The 19,497-nt window shown below is 42.4% G+C and carries 17 protein-coding genes and 1 pseudogene; 11 read left to right on the top strand and 7 right to left on the bottom strand.

Annotation, left to right across the window (positions count from 1 at the left end; genetic code table 11):
* Window positions 1–10: 10 nt before the first annotated feature.
* Both trmL and PWYN_RS03485 read left to right on the top strand, forming a co-directional pair.
* Window positions 11–475, top strand: a complete 465-nt coding sequence (gene trmL, locus PWYN_RS03490; RefSeq protein WP_036648585.1) for a tRNA (uridine(34)/cytosine(34)/5-carboxymethylaminomethyluridine(34)-2'-O)-methyltransferase TrmL — start codon at window positions 11–13, stop codon at window positions 473–475.
* 125 nt (window positions 476–600) lie between these two features.
* Window positions 601–855: an AbrB/MazE/SpoVT family DNA-binding domain-containing protein gene (locus PWYN_RS03485; RefSeq protein WP_036648582.1), complete on the top strand. Its 255-nt coding sequence runs from the start codon at window positions 601–603 to the stop codon at window positions 853–855.
* Between the two features lie 355 nt (window positions 856–1,210).
* Here the strand turns inward: PWYN_RS03485 and PWYN_RS03480 are convergent, their stop codons facing one another.
* On the bottom strand, window positions 1,211–2,278 hold the full coding sequence (locus PWYN_RS03480) for a phosphodiester glycosidase family protein (protein ID WP_036648580.1): 1,068 nt from the start codon (window positions 2,276–2,278) through the stop codon (window positions 1,211–1,213).
* Window positions 2,275–2,685 carry a hypothetical protein gene (locus PWYN_RS03475; RefSeq protein ID WP_036648577.1) on the bottom strand — a complete coding sequence of 137 codons (411 nt, stop codon included), beginning with the start codon at window positions 2,683–2,685 and terminating at the stop codon, window positions 2,275–2,277. The genes PWYN_RS03480 and PWYN_RS03475 overlap by 4 nt, the downstream gene beginning before the upstream one ends.
* Before the next feature lie 280 nt (window positions 2,686–2,965).
* Between PWYN_RS03475 and PWYN_RS03470 the strand changes: the two genes are divergently transcribed.
* Window positions 2,966–3,622, top strand: coding sequence for a response regulator transcription factor (locus PWYN_RS03470; protein WP_036648574.1), 657 nt, complete (start codon window positions 2,966–2,968; stop codon window positions 3,620–3,622).
* A 67-nt stretch (window positions 3,623–3,689) separates the two neighbouring features.
* Window positions 3,690–4,907, top strand: coding sequence for an aminotransferase-like domain-containing protein (locus PWYN_RS03465; RefSeq protein ID WP_036648572.1), 1,218 nt, complete (start codon window positions 3,690–3,692; stop codon window positions 4,905–4,907).
* A 138-nt stretch (window positions 4,908–5,045) separates the two neighbouring features.
* Here PWYN_RS03465 and PWYN_RS03460 read toward each other — a convergent pair whose 3' ends face one another.
* Window positions 5,046–5,807 (bottom strand): DUF2161 family putative PD-(D/E)XK-type phosphodiesterase, encoded by a 762-nt coding sequence (locus PWYN_RS03460; RefSeq protein WP_036648570.1) that lies wholly within the window; start codon window positions 5,805–5,807, stop codon window positions 5,046–5,048.
* A 160-nt stretch (window positions 5,808–5,967) separates the two neighbouring features.
* On the opposite strand from PWYN_RS03460, the gene PWYN_RS03455 reads away from it, so the two are divergent.
* Window positions 5,968–7,863: a PrkA family serine protein kinase gene (locus tag PWYN_RS03455; RefSeq protein ID WP_036648569.1), complete on the top strand. Its 1,896-nt coding sequence runs from the start codon at window positions 5,968–5,970 to the stop codon at window positions 7,861–7,863.
* A gap of 142 nt (window positions 7,864–8,005) precedes the next feature.
* Window positions 8,006–9,457: an IS1182 family transposase gene (locus PWYN_RS03450; protein WP_036648568.1), complete on the top strand. Its 1,452-nt coding sequence runs from the start codon at window positions 8,006–8,008 to the stop codon at window positions 9,455–9,457.
* Between the two features lie 530 nt (window positions 9,458–9,987).
* On the opposite strand, the pseudogene PWYN_RS03445 reads toward PWYN_RS03450, so the two are convergent.
* A pseudogene (locus PWYN_RS03445) lies at window positions 9,988–10,572 on the bottom strand (SpoVR family protein); the annotation flags it as partial.
* A gap of 124 nt (window positions 10,573–10,696) precedes the next feature.
* Here PWYN_RS03445 and PWYN_RS03440 point away from each other — a divergent pair.
* Window positions 10,697–13,579: a TrlF family AAA-like ATPase gene (locus PWYN_RS03440; protein ID WP_036648567.1), complete on the top strand. Its 2,883-nt coding sequence runs from the start codon at window positions 10,697–10,699 to the stop codon at window positions 13,577–13,579.
* Here PWYN_RS03440 and PWYN_RS03435 read toward each other — a convergent pair.
* Both PWYN_RS03435 and PWYN_RS03430 read right to left on the bottom strand, forming a co-directional pair.
* Entirely contained in the window at window positions 13,576–13,755 is a 180-nt protein-coding gene (locus PWYN_RS03435; RefSeq protein WP_036648566.1) for a hypothetical protein, read from the bottom strand. The genes PWYN_RS03440 and PWYN_RS03435 overlap by 4 nt on opposite strands.
* Window positions 13,756–13,889: 134 nt before the next feature.
* Window positions 13,890–15,350: a recombinase family protein gene (locus PWYN_RS03430; protein ID WP_036648563.1), complete on the bottom strand. Its 1,461-nt coding sequence runs from the start codon at window positions 15,348–15,350 to the stop codon at window positions 13,890–13,892.
* A gap of 116 nt (window positions 15,351–15,466) precedes the next feature.
* On the opposite strand from PWYN_RS03430, the gene PWYN_RS03425 reads away from it, so the two are divergent.
* Window positions 15,467–15,709: a hypothetical protein gene (locus tag PWYN_RS03425; protein ID WP_036648561.1), complete on the top strand. Its 243-nt coding sequence runs from the start codon at window positions 15,467–15,469 to the stop codon at window positions 15,707–15,709.
* A gap of 199 nt (window positions 15,710–15,908) precedes the next feature.
* On the opposite strand, the gene PWYN_RS03420 is transcribed toward PWYN_RS03425, so the two are convergent.
* Complete coding sequence (locus PWYN_RS03420) at window positions 15,909–16,253, bottom strand: helix-turn-helix domain-containing protein (protein ID WP_036648558.1); 345 nt, start codon at window positions 16,251–16,253, stop codon at window positions 15,909–15,911.
* 44 nt (window positions 16,254–16,297) lie between these two features.
* Here PWYN_RS03420 and PWYN_RS29040 point away from each other — a divergent pair, with 44 nt between their 5' ends.
* From PWYN_RS29040 to PWYN_RS03410, 3 genes are read left to right on the top strand one after another with little or no spacing between them, the layout of a single operon-like run.
* Window positions 16,298–16,456, top strand: coding sequence for a hypothetical protein (locus tag PWYN_RS29040; protein ID WP_157261076.1), 159 nt, complete (start codon window positions 16,298–16,300; stop codon window positions 16,454–16,456).
* Entirely contained in the window at window positions 16,453–17,910 is a 1,458-nt protein-coding gene (locus PWYN_RS03415) for a recombinase family protein (protein ID WP_036648553.1), read from the top strand. Before PWYN_RS29040 ends, PWYN_RS03415 begins: the two co-directional genes overlap by 4 nt.
* Window positions 17,907–19,469 (top strand): recombinase family protein, encoded by a 1,563-nt coding sequence (locus tag PWYN_RS03410; protein WP_036648551.1) that lies wholly within the window; start codon window positions 17,907–17,909, stop codon window positions 19,467–19,469. Before PWYN_RS03415 ends, PWYN_RS03410 begins: the two co-directional genes overlap by 4 nt.
* Window positions 19,470–19,497 lie beyond the last annotated feature (28 nt).

Below are 19,497 nucleotides of genomic sequence, written 5' to 3'. Positions count from 1 at the left end.
TTACCTACACATGGCACTACACATTGTGCTGGTTGAACCGGAAATTCCGGCCAACACCGGCAATATTTCCCGAACCTGCGCAGCAACAGGCGTTCATCTTCATCTGGTTCGACCGCTTGGATTTCGTACAGATGATGCTTCCTTGAAGCGGGCGGGTCTGGATTACTGGCATGCCGTCAACCTGGAGTATCATGATTCTTTTGATGAAGTGCTGGAGAAGTACAAGGACGGTCGCTTTTTCTATGCCACAACCAAGGCTGAAAAAAGATATTGTGATTTCAATTACCAGGATGGGGACTTTTTTGTTTTCGGTAAAGAAACTAAGGGGTTGTCAGAGGATATTTTGGAAGCGGGAAAAGAAACGAGAATTCGTATGCCGATGAGTGATGCCGTTAGATCCCTTAATTTGTCAAACTCAGCAGCCATAATTGTCTATGAAGCGCTACGTCAGCTTGATTTTCCGGAACTTGTCTAAAAGAAATCACAGTTTATTATTTTTTTCAGCAGGATTCGACATTTTTATAACGAAATCATTTCATAGAGCCGAAAATAATAATAGGTTGTTATAAATAGTTGAACAGGAGAGGTGTAAGTTACGATATGAAACCTGCTGGCGTGGTTAGAAAAGTGGATCAGCTGGGTAGAATTGTTCTACCTAAATCCCTTCGTAAAAGGTATCAAATGAATGAGGGAGATCCGGTTGAAATTTTGGTCCAAGGTGACCATATCATTTTAGAACGGTATCGTCCGAAGTGTGTTTTTTGCGGATCTATGGAAGAGGTAAGCGAATATAAAGAACGTTATATTTGCGCTCAATGCATGACCGAAATGACTCAATTGCAAAGACATGCTTAAGAGCTGAGAGATATTTTTTCTTTCAGAGTTTTTAAGGCATAAGGGTTCAAAAAGGAAGAGCACCGCATCATTTTGCGGCGCTCTTCCTTTTTTTGTTGGTAAGCAGATCCGCCGCAAGAAGTCCCCTATCTAAAAGAGGGGCCAGTGTCTACAGACCTTTTGTTTTGTCGTCATTGTAAGATGAGGTGAGGATGCCGGCCATAAATAATACAAATACGAAAGTAACAATCCAAAAGGTTAAAGAGAATGTCATGCTTGGCACCTCCATAGAACTGAATTCGTTATTTACATTATAACCTGCCTCTTCAAAAAAATAAATCTAAATGTGATATGTCGCATTGACAACCTCTAATATTCATTCGAAAAACAAGAAATTTGTTGGGACGGGCCGTAAATTTCCATCTGAAGGTTTGTTCACAACTTTTCCGTTGAAGATCAAAGAGGAGGATCCGCCTCCGTCTAAATTATAGGCATCGGTTACTCCCATGCCATAAAGTTTATTCTGAATTTCCTCCAGTGTAGCGCCGGAGCTTCCATTTTCGTTATATCCATCGGCTACCAAGACAAGCAATTGGTCATCCTTATATTTTCCCATAACCGTGCGGGGCGCCCGTTTGGGGCTTGCCTTCCATTTCTCGGGTATAGGTATTTTGATGCTGTTTTGTAGTAATACAGGGACAAATGTAGCACCAAAAGCCGGATCAAGCTTATCAAGCTGGCTTTGACTGTAGAACTTGCCTCCAATCAACTTCCCCGATTTGTTCAATCCAACGAAGCTGAGGTCCTTATAGCTGGATTCGAAGCCAGTTAGATAATGTCCGCCGATAATGGTTGTGCTCAGAGGATAACGTTTACCGCCTTTATCCGCAAACCCGCCGGCATTTATCCCGGCAACTGCGCCGTGGCGACTTACAGCCTGCATTGTGGTTTCTGATCCTCCGGGGGTCTCTTTACCAAGGCTCATCGCCATTGCTGATGGATCCTTCAGCTTGATTTTTAGAGCATAGCCTTTATAATTCCCGGGATTCATCCGGTACAGCTCTATTGAAATACGGCTGCTGCTGATAACCTCCTCAGGAGAACCTAGCTTTGCCGATATCCGGCGGTTATATATGAACTTAGGACGGGTAGTCTGGGCTGTAGCTGTACTCACAAGAGCATTCATTGTAGTCGTTGTCTGCTTGTACACTTTAGCACTGGTACTAACAGTTTTAATAGTATAAGCGGCTGCTGACTGCGCCTTGGTTAGGTCGCCTTTGAGCGCAGCTGTCTCCTGAAGAGGGCCTGTAACCGGTGCGTATTGGCTAATCCTCAAATCTAGCTGAAGTGGCGGCTGATAGATCCATAGACACAAGAGCAGACCTATAAACGGCGCTGTAGTAAGCATGAAGAAGCGGTTAATTCTTTTAACAGGGGTAATCATTTGAGTAGATCCATCTCTTTCTTCAGGGTGTCAAGCTGCTTGCGAACCTCGCTTAATTGCGTGTACAACTTATTGCTATTGTCCGTCTTTGCACTTGCATTATCCTTCGTAAAAGTTAAGAGTTCGTTAAAAGATTGTACTGTGCTCTGAAGCTCCTGCACATCTGAAGAAAGTACGGTAATCTTCGCCTCATAGTCTGCCTTCAAAAGATTAAGCTGCTGCTGGCTCTGCTGGCTTAGCTGACCCAGTACTTGATCCTTCAAATGGTTGGTATAGCTGTAAACCGCATATACGCTTAGTCCAATCATAAGTACCCAGAATAGCATAAACCATTTGACGGAAGGGCCGTTTCTCGTTGTGGACGTGCGGCGTGAGTGTACCGGGGACGATTCCGTTGACGCCTGCATTTCATCACCTCAAGCTATATTTTTTCAAGTCACCATTCTATCAGACTTCAACTTATTTCGCAAAAGTGAAAGAGAACAGAATATGGGTAAAAAGTAATTGCATCCTAATAAACTACTAGGATAGAATTACTATAGAATGGAATATCTGATGGGCGTATACAAGGTAAAATAGGGAAAATTCTTACAAGTCATCATGCATCCTTGCTAACGTTTAATACGGAAACGCTACGGCGCTATCCACTCTGGTTAAATACATATATAGCAGGAGGTCTAGGCGTCAATGATGAAGGTATGGCAGGTGGTACTTGTGGGCTGTCATCCCACAAGTATGCTGGGGACGAAACTGATTTTAGAGGAAGGCGGAGAGCTGAGTGTTGTGGGGATGTGCTCTTCATGGAGTGACTGCGCCGAAATGGTTCAGGATAAGCATCCGGAGTTAATTTTAATGGATTACCGCATGCCGGAGGGCGAGGTAGTAGGTGTGCTTTTGGATATGAAAAGAAGCTCGCCAACGTCTCATTTTGTAGTAATGACAGATGATGATGCTATGGAACTTCTTCAGCCGCTTATGGAGCTTGGGGCCAGTGGATTGTTATCTAAGGGGGCTTCACCACGGCAACTGCTGCAACTGATCCAAGGTCTAAGGGAGGGATTCCTCTCCATGCCTCTTGAATGGATGAATAAAGGCTTCCTTCCTGTCACATCCTCTGAAGTGTATGACGGGTTGCTGCAATTGACGGCTACAGAGACTTTTATAATGGAGCGGATTGTCCAGGGGATTACCTATGATAAAATAGCTCTGGAAATCGAGGTTAGTCGGCGTTCCATTGATAATTACTTACGGAAGATCTACGTGAAGCTGAACGTCTCTACTAGAGCACAGGCTATAGAGAAATTCGCGCTTTTTTCCAGACAAAACAAGCAAATATACGCGTAGCGTCAGCAGGACGACATATTGCCGTTCCAGCCGGAATATTCTTGGTACCAAGGAAGGGGGACGCTTTATGAAATATGAGTTTTCCGCTCGCGCACATACGCTTCAGTCATCACCGCTGTTAAGTATACGGACCCAAATGAGAAGAGGCTCCTTAATATCACTGGCAGAGGAACTGCCTGCAGAGGAATTATTTCCATTATCCTTGCTGGCAGAGGCTGCTTCCAACGTCATTACAGCTAATGCAGAGGCGCTCCAGTATGGTGATCCTGCAGGTTATGGACCGCTGCGGGAGTGGCTTACAGGGGATTGGTTCAAATCCAAGGGGGTAACTGTTAACGAAGGCGGCGTGTTACTTACTACGGGAAGCCAGCAGGCTGTTGATTTGTTGTCTCGGGTATACCTCGACTCGGGGGATCGTGTACTTGTGGAACATCCGACTTCTCCGGGTTGTCTGCAAGCTCTGAGAATGCAAGGGGCCCTTATCATACCTGTACAAGGAGATCGAGAGGGTCTGCTTCCTGATCATTTGCTCTCACAGATTAAGAAGTATCGGCCTAAGATGCTGTTCGCAGCACCAAGCTTCTCGAATCCTAGTGGCAATCTATGGAGCTTGGAGCGGCGCAAGGAAGTACTGGAGCTTTGTGCTGCGCACAACGTGCTGATCGTGGAGGATGACTCCTATGGAGATCTTCATTTTGAAAAATATGATCAGCATCCTGCGAAGCGATATCCGTCACTTTATGCTCTGGAGAATGTCAGTCACGGTGGTCATGTGCTCTATATCGGCTCCTTCAGCAAGACCGTTGCACCTGCACTGCGGACGGGCTGGGCAGCAGGGAGTCCGGAACTCATCAGCATGATGTCTGCGGCCAAAGGTATGGCTGACTGGCAGTCAAGCCCACTGAACCAGAGGCTCTTATATCATCTGCTTGATGTTTCTTCCTTCGATTTGCGTGAGCATATTGCCTTGCTGAACCGTGAATATCATACCCGATTGAAGCTGATGGCAGAGCTGTTAAAGCGTCCTGCTTGGAAGGGCAGCTCATACGATCTGCCAAAAGGAGGGATGTTCCTGTGGGTTGCACTTCCTCAAGGCCTTGATGCAAACTCATTGTTAAAATGTGCCTTGAGTAAAGGTGTGGCATTCTTGCCGGGTCCATTATGCTGTGTAGAAGGCGGAGGAGGACATATTCGACTCAACTTCAGTCATCCCGGACGGGATGCGCTGCTGCTGGGGATGAATCTGATGAGTGAGGCCGTCACAGAGTTTACAGCCCGGAACTAAAGTCCACGGATAAAGTGGAGAGATAACGTGACGAGCTGTATATTTTAAAAGGGGTTTCCCAAAAGCCGTGTAAATGGCTACTGGGAAACCCCTTTTTTAAAATATAAGAAAGTATAAGTTTTCAGTATAATTTGCTTATTATTGGGAGTTAACTTCAGACGGATTGTAGCCACTCGTTATAGCAGAATATTCTTCCAGAGCTGCTACTCCGGCAGGAGTTAAGGAATATCGGCCACGCACGATGCGGATGAACCAGCCGTAATAGTTGTTTTGCAATACAGCTGCCGCCCCCGGAACGCCGCTGCGTTTGCGTAGCTCCGCAGGAGCTACACCTTGCTTTTGCAGCGGAATAAGGGACGTAGCGGCCTCTATTTCTCGAACAGCCGCAGCTACCCGCAATGCCTTTTCACGATAGGCAGTAACCAGCTTGACGCGTGTGCTGCCTCCGGTATTATAATCGCCGCTGCGCTCATGGAATTCGTACAGTAGCCGCTCTTGACGCCGACCGTTGATACGCCGTAACGGGGGGACTTCTCCCGGCTCGACTAACACTTCTACCAGAGGAGGCTTAGTCTTGTAGAAGACTACGGTCATCAGCCCCAGGCCCAGTCGGCGGCAAAGCTCGCTAAGCTCACCCCAGCGCTGGTTCACCGCCCCTTTTTTGTCCCGGCAGCGCTCAACCGCCAGAACAACGTTCGGGCTAAGCTTTAATCGTTCGACCCCTTGCAGTAGCAGAGAGAGGTTGAAGGATTTTTTCATCTCCACGATTAGAGGCTGCTCCTCGTTGATACGGATGCCAACCATATCACAAGTTCGCACTTCCCCTTTAATTTCATAACCTTGTTTTTCAAAAAAAACCTTCAAAGGAGCATACAGCTCCGTTTCATGCCGTACCGCCATAGACCGTCACTCCTACGCGCTTATGAATTCATTAAATATGATTCTCTATTATAGCACAGCAAAAAAGAGGTCAACTATTGGGGGTTCGCCGCATAGTTATGTAATACACTTTTGAAAGCTATATCGGCAATTGGAGCGCAAGGTGAGGAGGCAGCGAACAATGGATATTTTTGAGCGTATAGCTTCGTATCGGGCAGAGAATGAGCGTATGTCGTGGAGCGGAACCTTCAAGGAGTATATAGAACTGCTTAGAAAGGACCCTTCTCCCGCAAAGACCGCGCATGCCCGTGTATACGACATGATTAAGTCGCACGGTGTGGAGGAAATTAACGGCCGTAAACGGTATAAATTTTTTGAACAGGAGATTTTTGGACTGGATCGTGCTGTCGAAAAGTTGGTGGAGGAATATTTTCATTCCGCTGCGCGGCGATTGGATGTACGCAAACGGATTTTGCTGCTAATGGGACCTGTAAGCGGAGGGAAATCAACACTGGTCACGCTGCTAAAACGCGGGCTGGAAAAATATTCACGGACTGAGCAAGGTGCTGTGTATGGAATTGACGGTTGCCCGATGCATGAAGATCCGCTGCATCTGATTCCGTTGGAGCTTAGACCGGATATTGAGAAAGAACTCGGTGTGCGTATTGAGGGGAACCTATGTCCTTCTTGCCAAATGCGACTGAAGAATGAGTATAGCGGTACGATTGAAAAGGTTAGAGTGGTTCGTGTGCTTTTGTCCGAGGAAGAGCGTATTGGAATAGGGACTTTTAGTCCGTCTGATCCAAAGTCCCAGGATATCGCAGACCTGACGGGTAGCATCGATTTCTCCACGATTACTGAGTTTGGATCGGAGTCAGACCCACGTGCTTACCGTTTCGATGGAGAGCTGAATAAAGCCAATCGGGGACTGATGGAATTTCAGGAAATGCTGAAGTGTGATGAAAAGTTCCTTTGGAACCTGCTCTCATTGACTCAGGAAGGGAATTTCAAAGCCGGAAGATTTGCGTTAATTAGTGCTGACGAGCTTATCATCGCTCATACCAACGAATCCGAGTACAAAACCTTTATCTCCAATAAGAAAAATGAAGCACTCCAATCCCGGATGATCGTGATGCCTGTCCCTTACAACTTAAAGGTATCCGATGAGGAGAAAATTTACGCCAAGCTGATCGGTCAGAGCGACATGAAGCATGTGCATATTGCCCCTCACGCCCTGCGTGCTGCTGCAATTTTTTCAATACTCACCCGTCTGAAGGAGAGCAAGAAGCAAGGCATGGATCTCGTCAAGAAGCTGCGGATGTACGATGGAGAAGAAGTAGAGGGCTACAAAGAGGCTGACCTGAAGGAAATGCAAACCGAGTTCCAGGACGAAGGGATGTCAGGCGTTGACCCTCGTTATGTCATCAACCGTATCTCCAGTGCGCTAATTAAAGGTGATCTGGAGTGCATGAATGCATTAGATGTGCTGCGGGCGATCAAAGACGGCCTGGATCAACATCCTTCCATCACGAAGGAAGAGCGGGAGCGTTATCTGAACTTTATTTCCATTGCCCGCAAGGAATACGACATTCTGGCTAAAAGCGAGGTGCAAAAGGCGTTCGTCTATTCATTCGAGGAATCTGCCAAGACCTTGTTCGAGAATTATCTGGATAATATCGAAGCCTTCTGCAACTGGTCCAAAATCCGCGATCCACTGACGGATGAGGAGATGGAGCCGGATGAGCGTTTGATGCGTTCCATTGAAGAGCAGATCGGTATTTCGGAGAATGCGAAAAAAGCCTTCCGTGAAGAAATTCTGATCCGTATCTCCTCCTACTCACGTAAAGGCAAGAAGTTCGAATACAGCAATCATGACCGGCTTCGGGAGGCTATCGAGAAGAAGCTGTTCACAGACCTGAAAGATATCGTCAAAATCACCACCTCCTCCAAGACGCCAGATGAGAGCCAGCTGAAGCGGATCAACGAGGTATGCGCAAGACTCATTGACGGCCATGGCTACTGCCCAACCTGCGCTAACGAACTGCTGCGGTATGTGGGAAGTTTGCTGAATAGGTAACTTGCGTTAAAAAAGGCGGGCCGCGAATAGGGGGCCACTGAAAAAGTGATTTTAAAAAAGGTGCAGTTACTCCTTACAAAAAGGAGGAACTGCACCTTTTTCCTGTATACTTAAGTATCATGGGGGAAATAGGTGAGCCGGAATGATTCAGAAACAACAGACCTTGGTGTTGAGTCCATACATCGAACTCTACAATATGGTAGTGCCGAAGGATAACTTGCTTCGGCAAATCAACGAACTTGTAGATTTTTCATTTATCTACGAAGAACTTCAAGTGAACTATTGCCTCGATAACGGGCGTAATGCCATCGACCCGATTCGGATGTTTAAATACTTGCTCCTTAAAGCAATATTTGAATTGTCTGACGTGGACATCGTGGAACGGTCCCGGTATGACCTGTCCTTTAAGTATTTTCTGGGGATGGCGCCAGAGGACCCGGTTATGGATCCCAGCTCCTTAACCAAGTTCCGCAAGCTACGCCTGAAAAACATGAATATGCTGGACTTACTCATTGGGAAAACCGTGACACTCGCCATTGAGATAGGAATCCTGAAGAGCACTGCAATTATTGTGGACGCAACCCATACCAAAGCGCGCTACAACCAGAAGTCTCCGCAAGAGATCCTTCAGGACCGGGCCCGGAAAGTACGCAAAGCTCTCTATGCGATGGACGAATCCGTCAAGACTAAGCTGCCGACGAAGAATACCAGCACAGTGTTGGAAGACGAGATCTCCTACTGCAACAAACTCATACATACCGTCGAAAACGAATTGGGCCTACCATTGGTACCGAAACTGCAAGAACCGCTAAACCTGCTAAAGGAAACCGTGGAGGATGATGTGGAGCAGCTTCGAATCGCAGAAGACGCGGATGCGCGGGTCGGGCACAAAAGTGCGGACTCGTCCTTTTTCGGATACAAAACTCACTTGGCTATGACAGAGGAACGCATTATTACAGCGGCCATTGTTACAACGGGCGAAAAGAATGACGGTAAACAACTGCAAGATCTGATTGAAAAAAGTAAAGCCACGGGGATGGACGTCCGAACGGTAATTGGAGATACGGCTTATTCGGAGAAGGACAATCTCATCTATACAAAGACGAACGACATGGAACTGGTGGCCAAATTAAACCCGATGATTACGCAAGGGAACCGCAAGAAAGAAGATGAGTTTGAGTTCAACAAAGACGCTGACCTGTATGTCTGCAAGGCCGGCCACATGGCGATCCGCAAAGCACGGCAAGGAAAGAAGGGTGTCGGTAAAAACCAGGTGGTCACGTATTATTTTGACGTAGAGAAGTGCAAGCGATGTCCATTCAAAGAAGGGTGCTACAAGGAAGGATCCAAGACGAAAACCTATTCCGTGAGCATAAAGTCCGACGAGCATTCGGAGCAAATGGCTTTCCAAGAGAGCGACTATTTCAAAGACAAGTCAAAAGAACGGTACAAGATTGAAGCCAAGAATAGCGAACTGAAACACAGACACGGGTACGATGTAGCCATATCCTCGGGTCTCTTAGGCATGGAGCTACAAGGAGCAATGGCGATATTCGCAGTTAATCTGAAGAGGATTTTGAAGCTACACGACTAATAAGGATTATGGTTGTGCAGCCAAATACAGCAAAAAGAAGACATCTTCCCTGAGGGGGTGATGCTTCTTTTTGAATGTGACGAAGCACTTAATCCAAAATGGTTAGTTCTTCAGTGGCCTCGCGAATAGCGCCCCGTTTTTTTGTCGTCATTTTTGGATGCTCTAGGTGGGAAAGGCCCTATTATGATGAAGGTAAGACGGGATTGAATATAATTGTACAAAATACACTTATTTCTGCTATTTCAGTCATCTAATGAGCTTTAATTGCACTCCGTACAACTATTATCCGGCAAAACACCATTTTCAGTCCAAAGTTAGCGATATAGTTGCAGAATGTACACTTAAACATCCAAGTGACGCAAAAAGAGCCATTTTAGATGTACAAAATACAATTATATTTACGCAGGAACGCCTACTGTAGAATAAGTTGAGAAAGTTGAGAAACATATTGCATCAGAAAACCCGCAGAACGCTCTGCGGGTCTTTGTCTTGCATTGCAATATTTGTCTACAGCATCCGTCTACGCCGACTCACACAAACTTCCGCTGCACCTTCTTGCCGTCGTAGGAGAACAACGCCTTTTTATCCTCCAGCACAGTTTGCAGGTGAACCGTCCGTCCCCAAAGTGTATAAATATGCGGCAGCGTGCGCTCTAGGTATTTCAGATCCAACTCGATTCCCTCGTAGCGATGTACGATAAAGAGCTCGCCATTGCGTTCGAAATTACCGTCCTGAACCACCAAATAAGGCGATCCTCCGTTTACGCGTGCACGCACCAGCTGGTCTCTGACATTTTCCCAAGCCTTATCGGTAATTTTCCATTCCGGGCCTTTTTTCTCAAATACATAAAGATCAAGGTCGGTGACCAATTCCTTGGACAAGTAGTTGCTAATAAAAGAAGTATCGGACTCCAGCTCACGCACCTCGAATATTTTATCGCGATCCCAGCGGCGTTCAATGTCTTCAAAGATTTTCAGACCCAGATAATAAGGGTTCAGGCTTTGTCGGGACGGCTGCACCACAGAGGAATTCAGCTTGGCGTACTCTATCGTTTCCTCAGGAGTAAGATCAAGCTCACGCATGATCCGCTGATGCCAATACGAAGCCCAGCCTTCGTATTGCTAAGGTGCTTGGTAACATTTACTGTTTCAAAGTGATATTATAGTAGAAAAAGGAGGGTTTTGACATTATAAGTCGAAAGATTATTTTATTAAATAATTACTAGATAGTGGGGATAGCATGAAAGGATATTTGTTTCCAAAGGGTTCTGATTGGAGAAAGTGGGATTTACACGTGCATACGCCTGCTTCTTTCCATTGGAAAGGCCAGAGGTTTGCGACGATGAGTCCCGAAGTGAAAAATGATTCATTTAAAACTATGCTTGACACAATCAATAATTCGGATGTTTCCGTCTTTGGAATAATGGATTATTGGACATTCGATGGTTATTTAGAGTTTATGAAGGTAGTTAAAGCTGAAGGCTGGGATTTAAAGAAAACAGTGCTACCAGGTATGGAACTAAGAATTGAGTCACCTACGAATTACAGATTAAATATACACGTCATATTGTCTAATCATTTAACAGAACAACAATTAATTGACTTTAAATCTGATCTTAAGCTGAGGCTTACAAACAGGCAATTATCTGATGAAGCATTGATATCTCTCTCAGATCATTTAGGTAATGATAAAAAAACTGTAATGGGATTCGATCCAGAGAACATGGATATAGCTGAAAAATTAAAGTTTGGTTCTATGGTAGCTGAAGTAACTAAGGATTCATTTGTAGAAGCTATGAAAAATTTACCTCCAAATCAGGGATATGTTCTTTTACCTTATGATACTAGCGATGGCTTGAGCAAGCTTGACTGGAGCAAATTTCCTATTGCTGATACATTCTATTTAAGACTAGCCGATATATTCGAGACTAGAAAACAAGAAACTATAGACCTGTTTATTGGTAAACGTACCCCTGAGAATCTAGACTTTATTGATGAATTTCAAGCCGCATTGGATAACATTCATAAACCTGGTATTGCGGGAAGTGATGCTCATGCTTACTCGGAATATGGAGTTTACCCAAGTGATAAAATGACTTGGATAAAGGCTGATCCTAATTTCAATGGTTTAAGGCAGATTATTCATGAGCCAGAAACTCGTGTGTGTATTTCACAAAACAAACCTAATGAAAAAACATCATATTTAGTAATTGATAAAGTTAAATTTTCAGATAACCGACAGCTAAAAGAATTCAGTGATGCTTGGATTGAACTTAATGATGGACTTAATGTAATAATAGGTGGTAAATCCTCAGGAAAGTCTCTTTTACTACATTATATTGCAAAGGCTATTGATCCCAAACAAGTCATTGATAAAACAGGTAGTAAGGTATACGATTTTGAAAATGATACGAATTTTAATTTTGATGTTCAATGGTTAGATAATTCTACGAATTATTTGAAGGAAGATCTTGAGAAAAAAGCAATTCATCAAATTACTTACATACCGCAGTTATACATTCATCAATTGGCAGATGAAAAAGGTAATGAAAATCTGAGAGAATTAATTCTAAACATCCTGCTACAAAACAGTGTTTTTAGTGAGTTCTACCAAGAACGCATGGAGAAAATTTCTACCCATTTTGCAGATATTGATAAAGAGATTATTTCGTTATTTAATACACAATCAGACAGGTACAATATTTCCGAACAAATAAAGAAGATGGGGGACAAATTCAACATCATTTCTGAAATACATAAGGTTGAAGCAGAAATTACACTGTTAAGAATAAGTTCAGGCTTTTCTGAACAAGAGGTAATAGATTATAATACACTAATAATTAAAAGAAATGAAAATGAAAAGGAAATAAATCGATTAAATTCTTTGAAAAAAGCAATGCAGGATTTCGAAAAAGAGGTTTTAAATGTTACGGATAGCTACATAAAAGGACTATTACATCAAATTGAGTTATTCAAAAATCAATTTGTAAATGATGAGGAGAGTAGTATTTATGCAAATGTAGTAGCTAATGGATTAGCGGCTAAAGCAACTCCTCTGGTTAAAGAAGTGAAGGCATCTGTCACATTTGAGGAAATAAATTCTTTAATCTCAAGTTCTTATGAAGATAAAGATAAAATAAATTTAGCACTATTACCGTTTAGCGAAAAATTTGCAAATAGGAATCGCTTAGAAACTCTTCAGAAAAGTTTGGATGAACAGAATAAACTTTTAAATGATATATACGAACATGAAAAGTTATTATCGATTGCAACAGAAAAGTATAACCAGCAATTTAGTAATATAATTCATGAATTCACTTTGATGTTGGAGATATATGCGAATGTAAATGAAGAACTAAATAAGCCACAATATCATAAAATATCAGAGGATATGAAATTAAACTCGGAAATATGTTTTGATAATAAAAAATTTTTCAAACAATTTACAGATCTGTTCAATAGACAGAAAAAGCTGCATAGGTTACTTTCACAATGTTTCAATGAAAATGATGAATTTATATTTGATTCATTGGAAAATCATATTGTTAGAGTAAGGCTTGTCTTTGAGAATATTATGTCAAACGAAGAGTTTAAACTTAAAAATGCTTATGAATTAAAAACTGTGGTTTTAGCTTTATTTTCAAACTACTATTACTTCGATTTCAACTTAATACAAAAAAACGATGGATTTATGCACATGTCACCAGGGAAAAGAGGTTTAGTTTTACTACAATTATTCTTACATCTGAGTAATTCAACGCACCCTATCTTAATTGATCAGCCAGAGGATAATCTTGATAACAGAACAATTTACACTGAATTAAACGAATTCGTGAAGAGTAAAAAAGTGAATCGGCAGATAATTATAGTGACTCATAATGCAAACCTTGTTGTTCTTACTGATGCGGAGCAAGTCATAGTTGCTAATCAAGCTGGACAACAAGCAGAAAGAGAGAATGAAAAATATAGATTCGAATATGTCTCAGGTTCGTTAGAATGTTCCTTTACCAATGAAGAGGCCCAAAGTATTCTTTTAAAGAAGGGTATTAAGGAACATGTTTGTGAGATATTAGAAGGTGGTCAGGAAGCCTTTGAAAAAAGAGAAAGAAAGTATGGATTTTAATACCTATTATGCCCTTGATTGTAATCAAGGGTTTTTTTATTGTTTATTTGCTCTAGTCGATTTCTCATCTTTTCTATACAATACTCGTGAGTTCCAAATACCCCTAAATCGTGTATTAAAATTTCATAACTATTTTTTGGACCAATTCCTTCGTGGCAATAATCACAATATGCCATGAGGTTTACCTCCTTGGTTTGGTTATAACTTCCATTATTATCATGTGCTTGAATCTTTAGACGATTGATGTGGTATACATCTATAATATTCTATTACCCTCATTGTCGGACTATCCTTCGTTTGAACTGATTTCTTAAATAAATAGCAATTCTATATCCAACTCCCCCTCCCCCAAAACCGTAACCTTCGAAACCAACGTTCGAAGCAACACCTTGGCCTCCTCAACAGGCAGCATATATATCGCATCCAGAACCGTCTTGATTTTGCTTTCAAGCATTCCCTTCAGTTCTTCCACTTGTACTTTTTCTCGCTGTTCATCCGACTGCTGATTCTCCTGAATAATCCGTTCCATTCGCTGCTTTTCCTCGTTAAGATCTTGTAATTCAATCAACCCAGCAGTGTAGGCTTCAACCTTCCGTTTATAACGGTTTTTGGCTGCCGTGATTTGTTGATCTCCACGACTGCTCTGGCTGCTACGGGCTTTCTCAACCAAGTGAGGGACCAATTCATGGCTAAGCGAATCAGATAAACTTGCTAACCCTTCCAGAAACCATGACTCAACTTCATCAGCTTTGTACTGCTTACTTGTGCATGTTCCTTTGTTTTTATTCGCAGAACAGCGGTAGACACGGTAACGCCTATCTCGTGATCCTGACCAGCCAATACTCATCCCTGATCCGCAGTTTCCACATTTTAAAATTCCTCCAAGCAGATGAGGGCTGGTCTGGGCGCGGGGTGCTATGCTCGGTCTGTTCATTTTGTTTTGCACTCTTTCCCAGGTGTTCTTGTCGATAATGGCGGGTAGGCAATCGTCTATAACAATCCAATCCTTATCGTCCTTTATGGTTCGTTTTTTCATGCTTGAATCCACACGATTCCATACAAAAGTACCTTTATAGACAGGGTTGGTAAGCAGCAGTTTAACGGAACGAATTGACCATTCCTTGTTGTGCCTGGAAGGGATGCCTTCTTCGTTCAGTTGTCTGGCAATCGCGAAGAATCCCAGACCCTGATTGAGGTATAGATCATACATTTGACGTACAGTTTTTGCTTCAGGTTCATGGATGACAAGGACTTTGTCTTCCAAACGATATCCGTAGGGACTCTGGGTCAGCCATTTCCCCTGGTTAGCTGCATGGAACATATTGTCTAGTACACGCTCCCGAATACGTTCACGCTCGAATTCAGCGACTGCACCGAGTACTTGAAGCGTTAGGCGACCTGATGGCGTGTTAGTATCAAACGATTCACTGATCGAGATAAACGCGACTTGATGCTGCTGAAACATATCGATGAGCGTAAGTAAATCCAACAGTCGCCGACTCATCCGATCCAATTTGGTGACCATTACTTTAGAGATTTCGCCGTTTTCTATGTATGTCATTAACCTTTTGAGCTGGGGGCGATCCGTGCTTTTGGCAGAGTAGCCATCATCCACGAAAAGCATGACTTCATCGGCCCATCCCATAGCCCGACAATAGGCCTTGAGACGCTCTTGCTGCTCATCCAGAGAAACACCCTCACGGGCTTGCTCATCTGTCGATACGCGGCAATATATCGCTACAAAACGGCTTGTGGTGTTCTCGACGTTCATTGGCTGTTCCTCCTGATGGGCTGGTCCTTTATTCTATGCGCCAAAAATTAGATTTACGATTATAGGGTTGTCCTCGTCGTTCCTCTACATAGGTTGTATTAAAGGGGGAAGGCACGATGGACCTGAAGATCCGTTTTACTGTCAACACTCCTTCGCAGCAGATCTGTTTTGGCAATCTTAAGGAAATCGATCATTTCGAAACACTAGAGAAGTTAGTGGAACACTTTGCTTCCTGGGAGAAGACGCTAAAAGAGCGAGCAGCCGAACATCTGCTCACAGAAGCCATTGGCTCGGAACAAGCAAGTGGGTATCGAATTAGCTTTGTTCATAAAGAAGAGAGTCTCCCCGTAGTGGGATAGACTCTCCTTTTTTTGCATATGAATGAGTCTGATACGCAAAAAAAAGGAGCCAACCTATTGCAGGTTAGACTCCCCTTTTGCTTGATCATTATTCACGTCCGTAAACGCATATTTATGATTATAAAGCTGTCCCTTTCACGATAGTAAATATTTGTTCATGATTATGAATACTTTTTCCTAAAGAAGCACATATTACCAATTACCGAGGTGAGGAGGTGTAATGAGACAGAAAGGCCTCGGCTCCTTCTTCAACACATCGAAGCAAATATTCAACGGCATCAGGTTTACACGATTGCAGTGCAAAGAGAAGGTTATATACCCGATCAAGTCGCAGTCGAAGTTCATCGTTGTTGTCGGTAGGATATGGAACAAGAGTAAGGTCGTTTTGTAGATGCTCCAAAATACTAAGTGTTATGTTTTGAGTTTTCCCCGTTTCTAGGTTAGAAAGATACCCTGAAGATACGCCGAGCACATCAGCATAGGCATTAAGGCTAATCCCTCTTTGAGTGCGAATTTGACGGATTTGTTTACCGATTTCCTGCATTACGAAGCCTCCTTAATTCAAAATACTAGAAAGGGATTGAGCCAATGAAAAAAAGGTACCAAGAGATTAAGGATGCCCAAATTCATTCCGTAAAATACGTGAATGATCCCGAAGCAGCCAAACAATATCACGCTCTGTTTCTTGAGGTTATTCAGCGAATTGTTGATGAAGAAATAAATAAGCAGAACCAGGAGTTTCAATGAAGACGGCGTTGTATGCAAGGCATTCGATTGACCAGAAAATTCAAAAGACATCGATGAGCTCACAGATATCTGAAGGAGAAATCATGGCATTTAAGAATAAGTTGTTCATCGATGAGAGGTATCTTGATCCTAAAGTCTCTGCACGCAGCAATAGCAGATATCAGAGACCTGAATTGCATCGATTACTCTCGGATATTCAGGCAGGGATTGTTCAGAATGTTATTGTTAGTAGACGTTGTAGGTTGGCACGCAACTTGACCGAGCATCTTGAGATTTACGATATTTTTAGAAAGTACAAGGTCAGAGTTATCTTCTCGGAGGAAAGCGAACCTCCAATGATCTATTCTGAGGAGGGGGAAATTCTTGAAGCCATTTTTGGAGCGAAGAATGAGTTGGAAGGAGATAAAATTGTTGAAGGAATCAAAGCAGGTAAACGAGCAAAAGCAAAGAAGGGGAGAAATCCAGGTGGTCGCACACCTTACGGCTACAGATTAATCAAGACAGATGATAAAGAAGAAGCTGGAAAAATGAGAAAAGAGGAAGAAGAGATAGCGATAGTACAAGCAATGTTTAATGTGTTTCTTGAGTATGATTTCCAGTCATTTGCTGATTATGTGAAGTACTTAAAATCACAAAAAATAATTTCTCAGGATTGGAGTGATTCTCGAATTCGCGGGATGTTCGGTACTCAGTATTACAATGGATATCTCAGTTATGAGGATGTGCATATAGCCGTTCCTTACCTCCAAGTTTTTGAAGATGAAGTGTGGAAGGAAATACAGGAGAAATACGCAGCGTATTCAACGGGTAGAACCAACACAAAACATCAAGTCACTTTTCTTCTGAAAGATAAGGTCACTTGTTCACTATGTGGAAAAATGATGGAATCAAAAAAGTACATTTATAAGGATGTCGAGGGTTTATATGTTTGTAAACAACATGGTGTTAGAATTCGAAAGAATGAAATGGAGAGTAAATATCTGCTGGCAGCCAGAGATTTTCTTCGGGATGAACTGCCTCATCAATTTGAAAAACTGTTCTCCAAATATGTAGCTGAGAAAACAAGCGATTTAGAAAACAGACTATTCCAGTTAGAGTTCGATCTCAGTACTATAGGTTCTTCTTTAATAACACAAACCAGACATTATATGCTTGATAAGTCCAATCAAAATATAGATAAATTAAAAAAGATCAAGCATAGACATTATCTCAAACAGGAGGACATTAGTTGTATTAAGGCTGAGATTGAAAGGTTTAAAGGAATGGTGAAATACTCCTCATCACCTCTTCTAAAGGCTGCGGAATTTGCTCTGGAATCCAGATTATCAGAATATTCAGAAGATGAATTAATTCAATTTCTCTTATCTTTGAGTATGAAGATTAAAGCAAATTCTACAATAATAAAGATCGAGTGGAGTCATGATCTAAACAAATACACGGAGGTGGAGATTTGACTATAACCGACTTTATTAAACCTGGAATGAAGGGGGTATTTTACGGAAGGCATTCGACGGATAAGCAAGAAATGGATTCCCAGGAAAGTGCATGTGAGGAATTCGTAAAGCGGCATGAATTAAATCTCGTAGGCAGTTATTTAGACAGTGCGATATCAGCAAGAAAGAAGGGGATGTATGAACGCCCCGAGTTAAAAAAATTGCTTGATGATGCTCAAAAGAGAAAATTTGATTTTGTTCTGGTATGGTCTGAAGATCGGTTAGCGAGAAAAACTAGAGAACACCGTGAAATTCGCAAAAAATTTCTGGAGTATAAAATCCCCGTATATGTGCTTCACAATAACACTCGTTATGATGAGGGAGAGTTATTATCGCAGACTATACGCGACAGTTTCTCACAGTATCAGGGAGATAAGATTGCGGGAGATACTCAACGAGCGATGAGAACATTGATTAAAGAAGGTCAGTGGACGGGCGGGACAGCGCCATACGGATATAAGTATCTCACGGATTCGAAGAAATTTCAGACTATTCCCGATGAAATTGAACATGTGGATAAGATATTTTCTCTCTACAAACAGGGGAATTTGGGTTTCAGGGCGATTGCGGGAATGATGCCTAAAGAGTCAAGAAGAGGTCGGGATTGGAAATGGAACCATATTAAAGAGATCATTACGAATCCTTTTTACGCGGGAATATTGACGTTAAACCGTCGTGATCCCATTTCTCATTTAACCGTAATTAAAGAAATGACGGAGTGGCTACAAGGAAGCAATACTTCCATTGAACCCGTTCTGAATTTTGACGAGTGGAAAAAAACCTGGTTCATCTATAAAAATCGCAGAGATTATTACGATGGTGAAAAATCATTGAAGAACGCAGGGCTTAAATTTGCTCAATTCTATGTCACAAAAAATGTGTTGAATGGATTGTTGTATTGTGCGGAATGTAACAAACGTTTGAAGTGTAAAGATATGACTTCCGAGAATAAAGACAGCGGGAAGGTCTATGGTGATATTTTTTATATCTGCAAGGATTGTAATTATAAGGTAGGGTCAGAAAAATTATTACCGATCATTGAAGCCATATGGAAAAAGATCCAGCGGTCAGTTGACGTTACGAGGATTTCGGAAGTTGTATATGCTCGGTTTCAAAATGAAGTAAACAGCATACAGCATCGAACGGATATTTATGATAAGGAAATTCAAGAATTCGCCAACAACAAAGTGTATTACGAATTATGGATCGAAGATTATGAGAAAACAAAAAGTGAAGAAAAGGATATCTACGAGGCATTCAGTTTAGCTAATTCATATAATGAGAAAAACTTATTGGCTGCTAAGAAAATGTATGTTCGGTACAAACATAAACTGGATTTTTTAAAACAAGATAAGGAGACTGTTATTCACGACACAGAGAAGCTTGTGAACATAATAAAAGGTGATCATAAACGATTACCTATCCATGACGTGAAACAATTACTGCAATTTGCGCTCGCTCACCTGACTATTGATCAGAACGGAAAAATTGAATACGCGATTAAGTCAGAACTATTGTGAACCGTTCTCTATACTGGAGGCGGTTTTT

It is taken from the genome of Paenibacillus wynnii (assembly GCF_000757885.1).
In the GTDB taxonomy this organism is placed as follows: Bacteria; Bacillota; Bacilli; order Paenibacillales; family Paenibacillaceae; genus Paenibacillus_AQ; species Paenibacillus_AQ wynnii.
This window is presented reverse-complemented; position numbering and strand designations above follow the sequence as displayed.

Excerpts from the sequence above, each read along its gene's own strand:
- PWYN_RS03440 (WP_036648567.1), top strand. The coding sequence starts at position 10,697 with ATGAAAGGATATTTGTTTCCAAAGGGTTCTGATTGGAGAAAGTGGGAT.
- PWYN_RS03460 (WP_036648570.1), bottom strand. The coding sequence starts at position 5,807 with ATGGCGGTACGGCATGAAACGGAGCTGTATGCTCCTTTGAAGGTTTTT.
- PWYN_RS03435 (WP_036648566.1), bottom strand. The coding sequence starts at position 13,755 with ATGGCATATTGTGATTATTGCCACGAAGGAATTGGTCCAAAAAATAGT.
- trmL (WP_036648585.1), top strand. The coding sequence starts at position 11 with ATGGCACTACACATTGTGCTGGTTGAACCGGAAATTCCGGCCAACACC.
- PWYN_RS03475 (WP_036648577.1), bottom strand. The coding sequence starts at position 2,685 with ATGCAGGCGTCAACGGAATCGTCCCCGGTACACTCACGCCGCACGTCC.
- PWYN_RS29040 (WP_157261076.1), top strand. The coding sequence starts at position 16,298 with ATGAAAAAAAGGTACCAAGAGATTAAGGATGCCCAAATTCATTCCGTA.
- PWYN_RS03480 (WP_036648580.1), bottom strand. The coding sequence starts at position 2,278 with ATGATTACCCCTGTTAAAAGAATTAACCGCTTCTTCATGCTTACTACA.
- PWYN_RS03455 (WP_036648569.1), top strand. The coding sequence starts at position 5,968 with ATGGATATTTTTGAGCGTATAGCTTCGTATCGGGCAGAGAATGAGCGT.
- PWYN_RS03465 (WP_036648572.1), top strand. The coding sequence starts at position 3,690 with ATGAAATATGAGTTTTCCGCTCGCGCACATACGCTTCAGTCATCACCG.
- PWYN_RS03430 (WP_036648563.1), bottom strand. The coding sequence starts at position 15,350 with ATGAACGTCGAGAACACCACAAGCCGTTTTGTAGCGATATATTGCCGC.
- PWYN_RS03485 (WP_036648582.1), top strand. The coding sequence starts at position 601 with ATGAAACCTGCTGGCGTGGTTAGAAAAGTGGATCAGCTGGGTAGAATT.
- PWYN_RS03415 (WP_036648553.1), top strand. The coding sequence starts at position 16,453 with ATGAAGACGGCGTTGTATGCAAGGCATTCGATTGACCAGAAAATTCAA.
- PWYN_RS03470 (WP_036648574.1), top strand. The coding sequence starts at position 2,966 with ATGATGAAGGTATGGCAGGTGGTACTTGTGGGCTGTCATCCCACAAGT.
- PWYN_RS03450 (WP_036648568.1), top strand. The coding sequence starts at position 8,006 with ATGATTCAGAAACAACAGACCTTGGTGTTGAGTCCATACATCGAACTC.
- PWYN_RS03420 (WP_036648558.1), bottom strand. The coding sequence starts at position 16,253 with ATGCAGGAAATCGGTAAACAAATCCGTCAAATTCGCACTCAAAGAGGG.
- PWYN_RS03425 (WP_036648561.1), top strand. The coding sequence starts at position 15,467 with ATGGACCTGAAGATCCGTTTTACTGTCAACACTCCTTCGCAGCAGATC.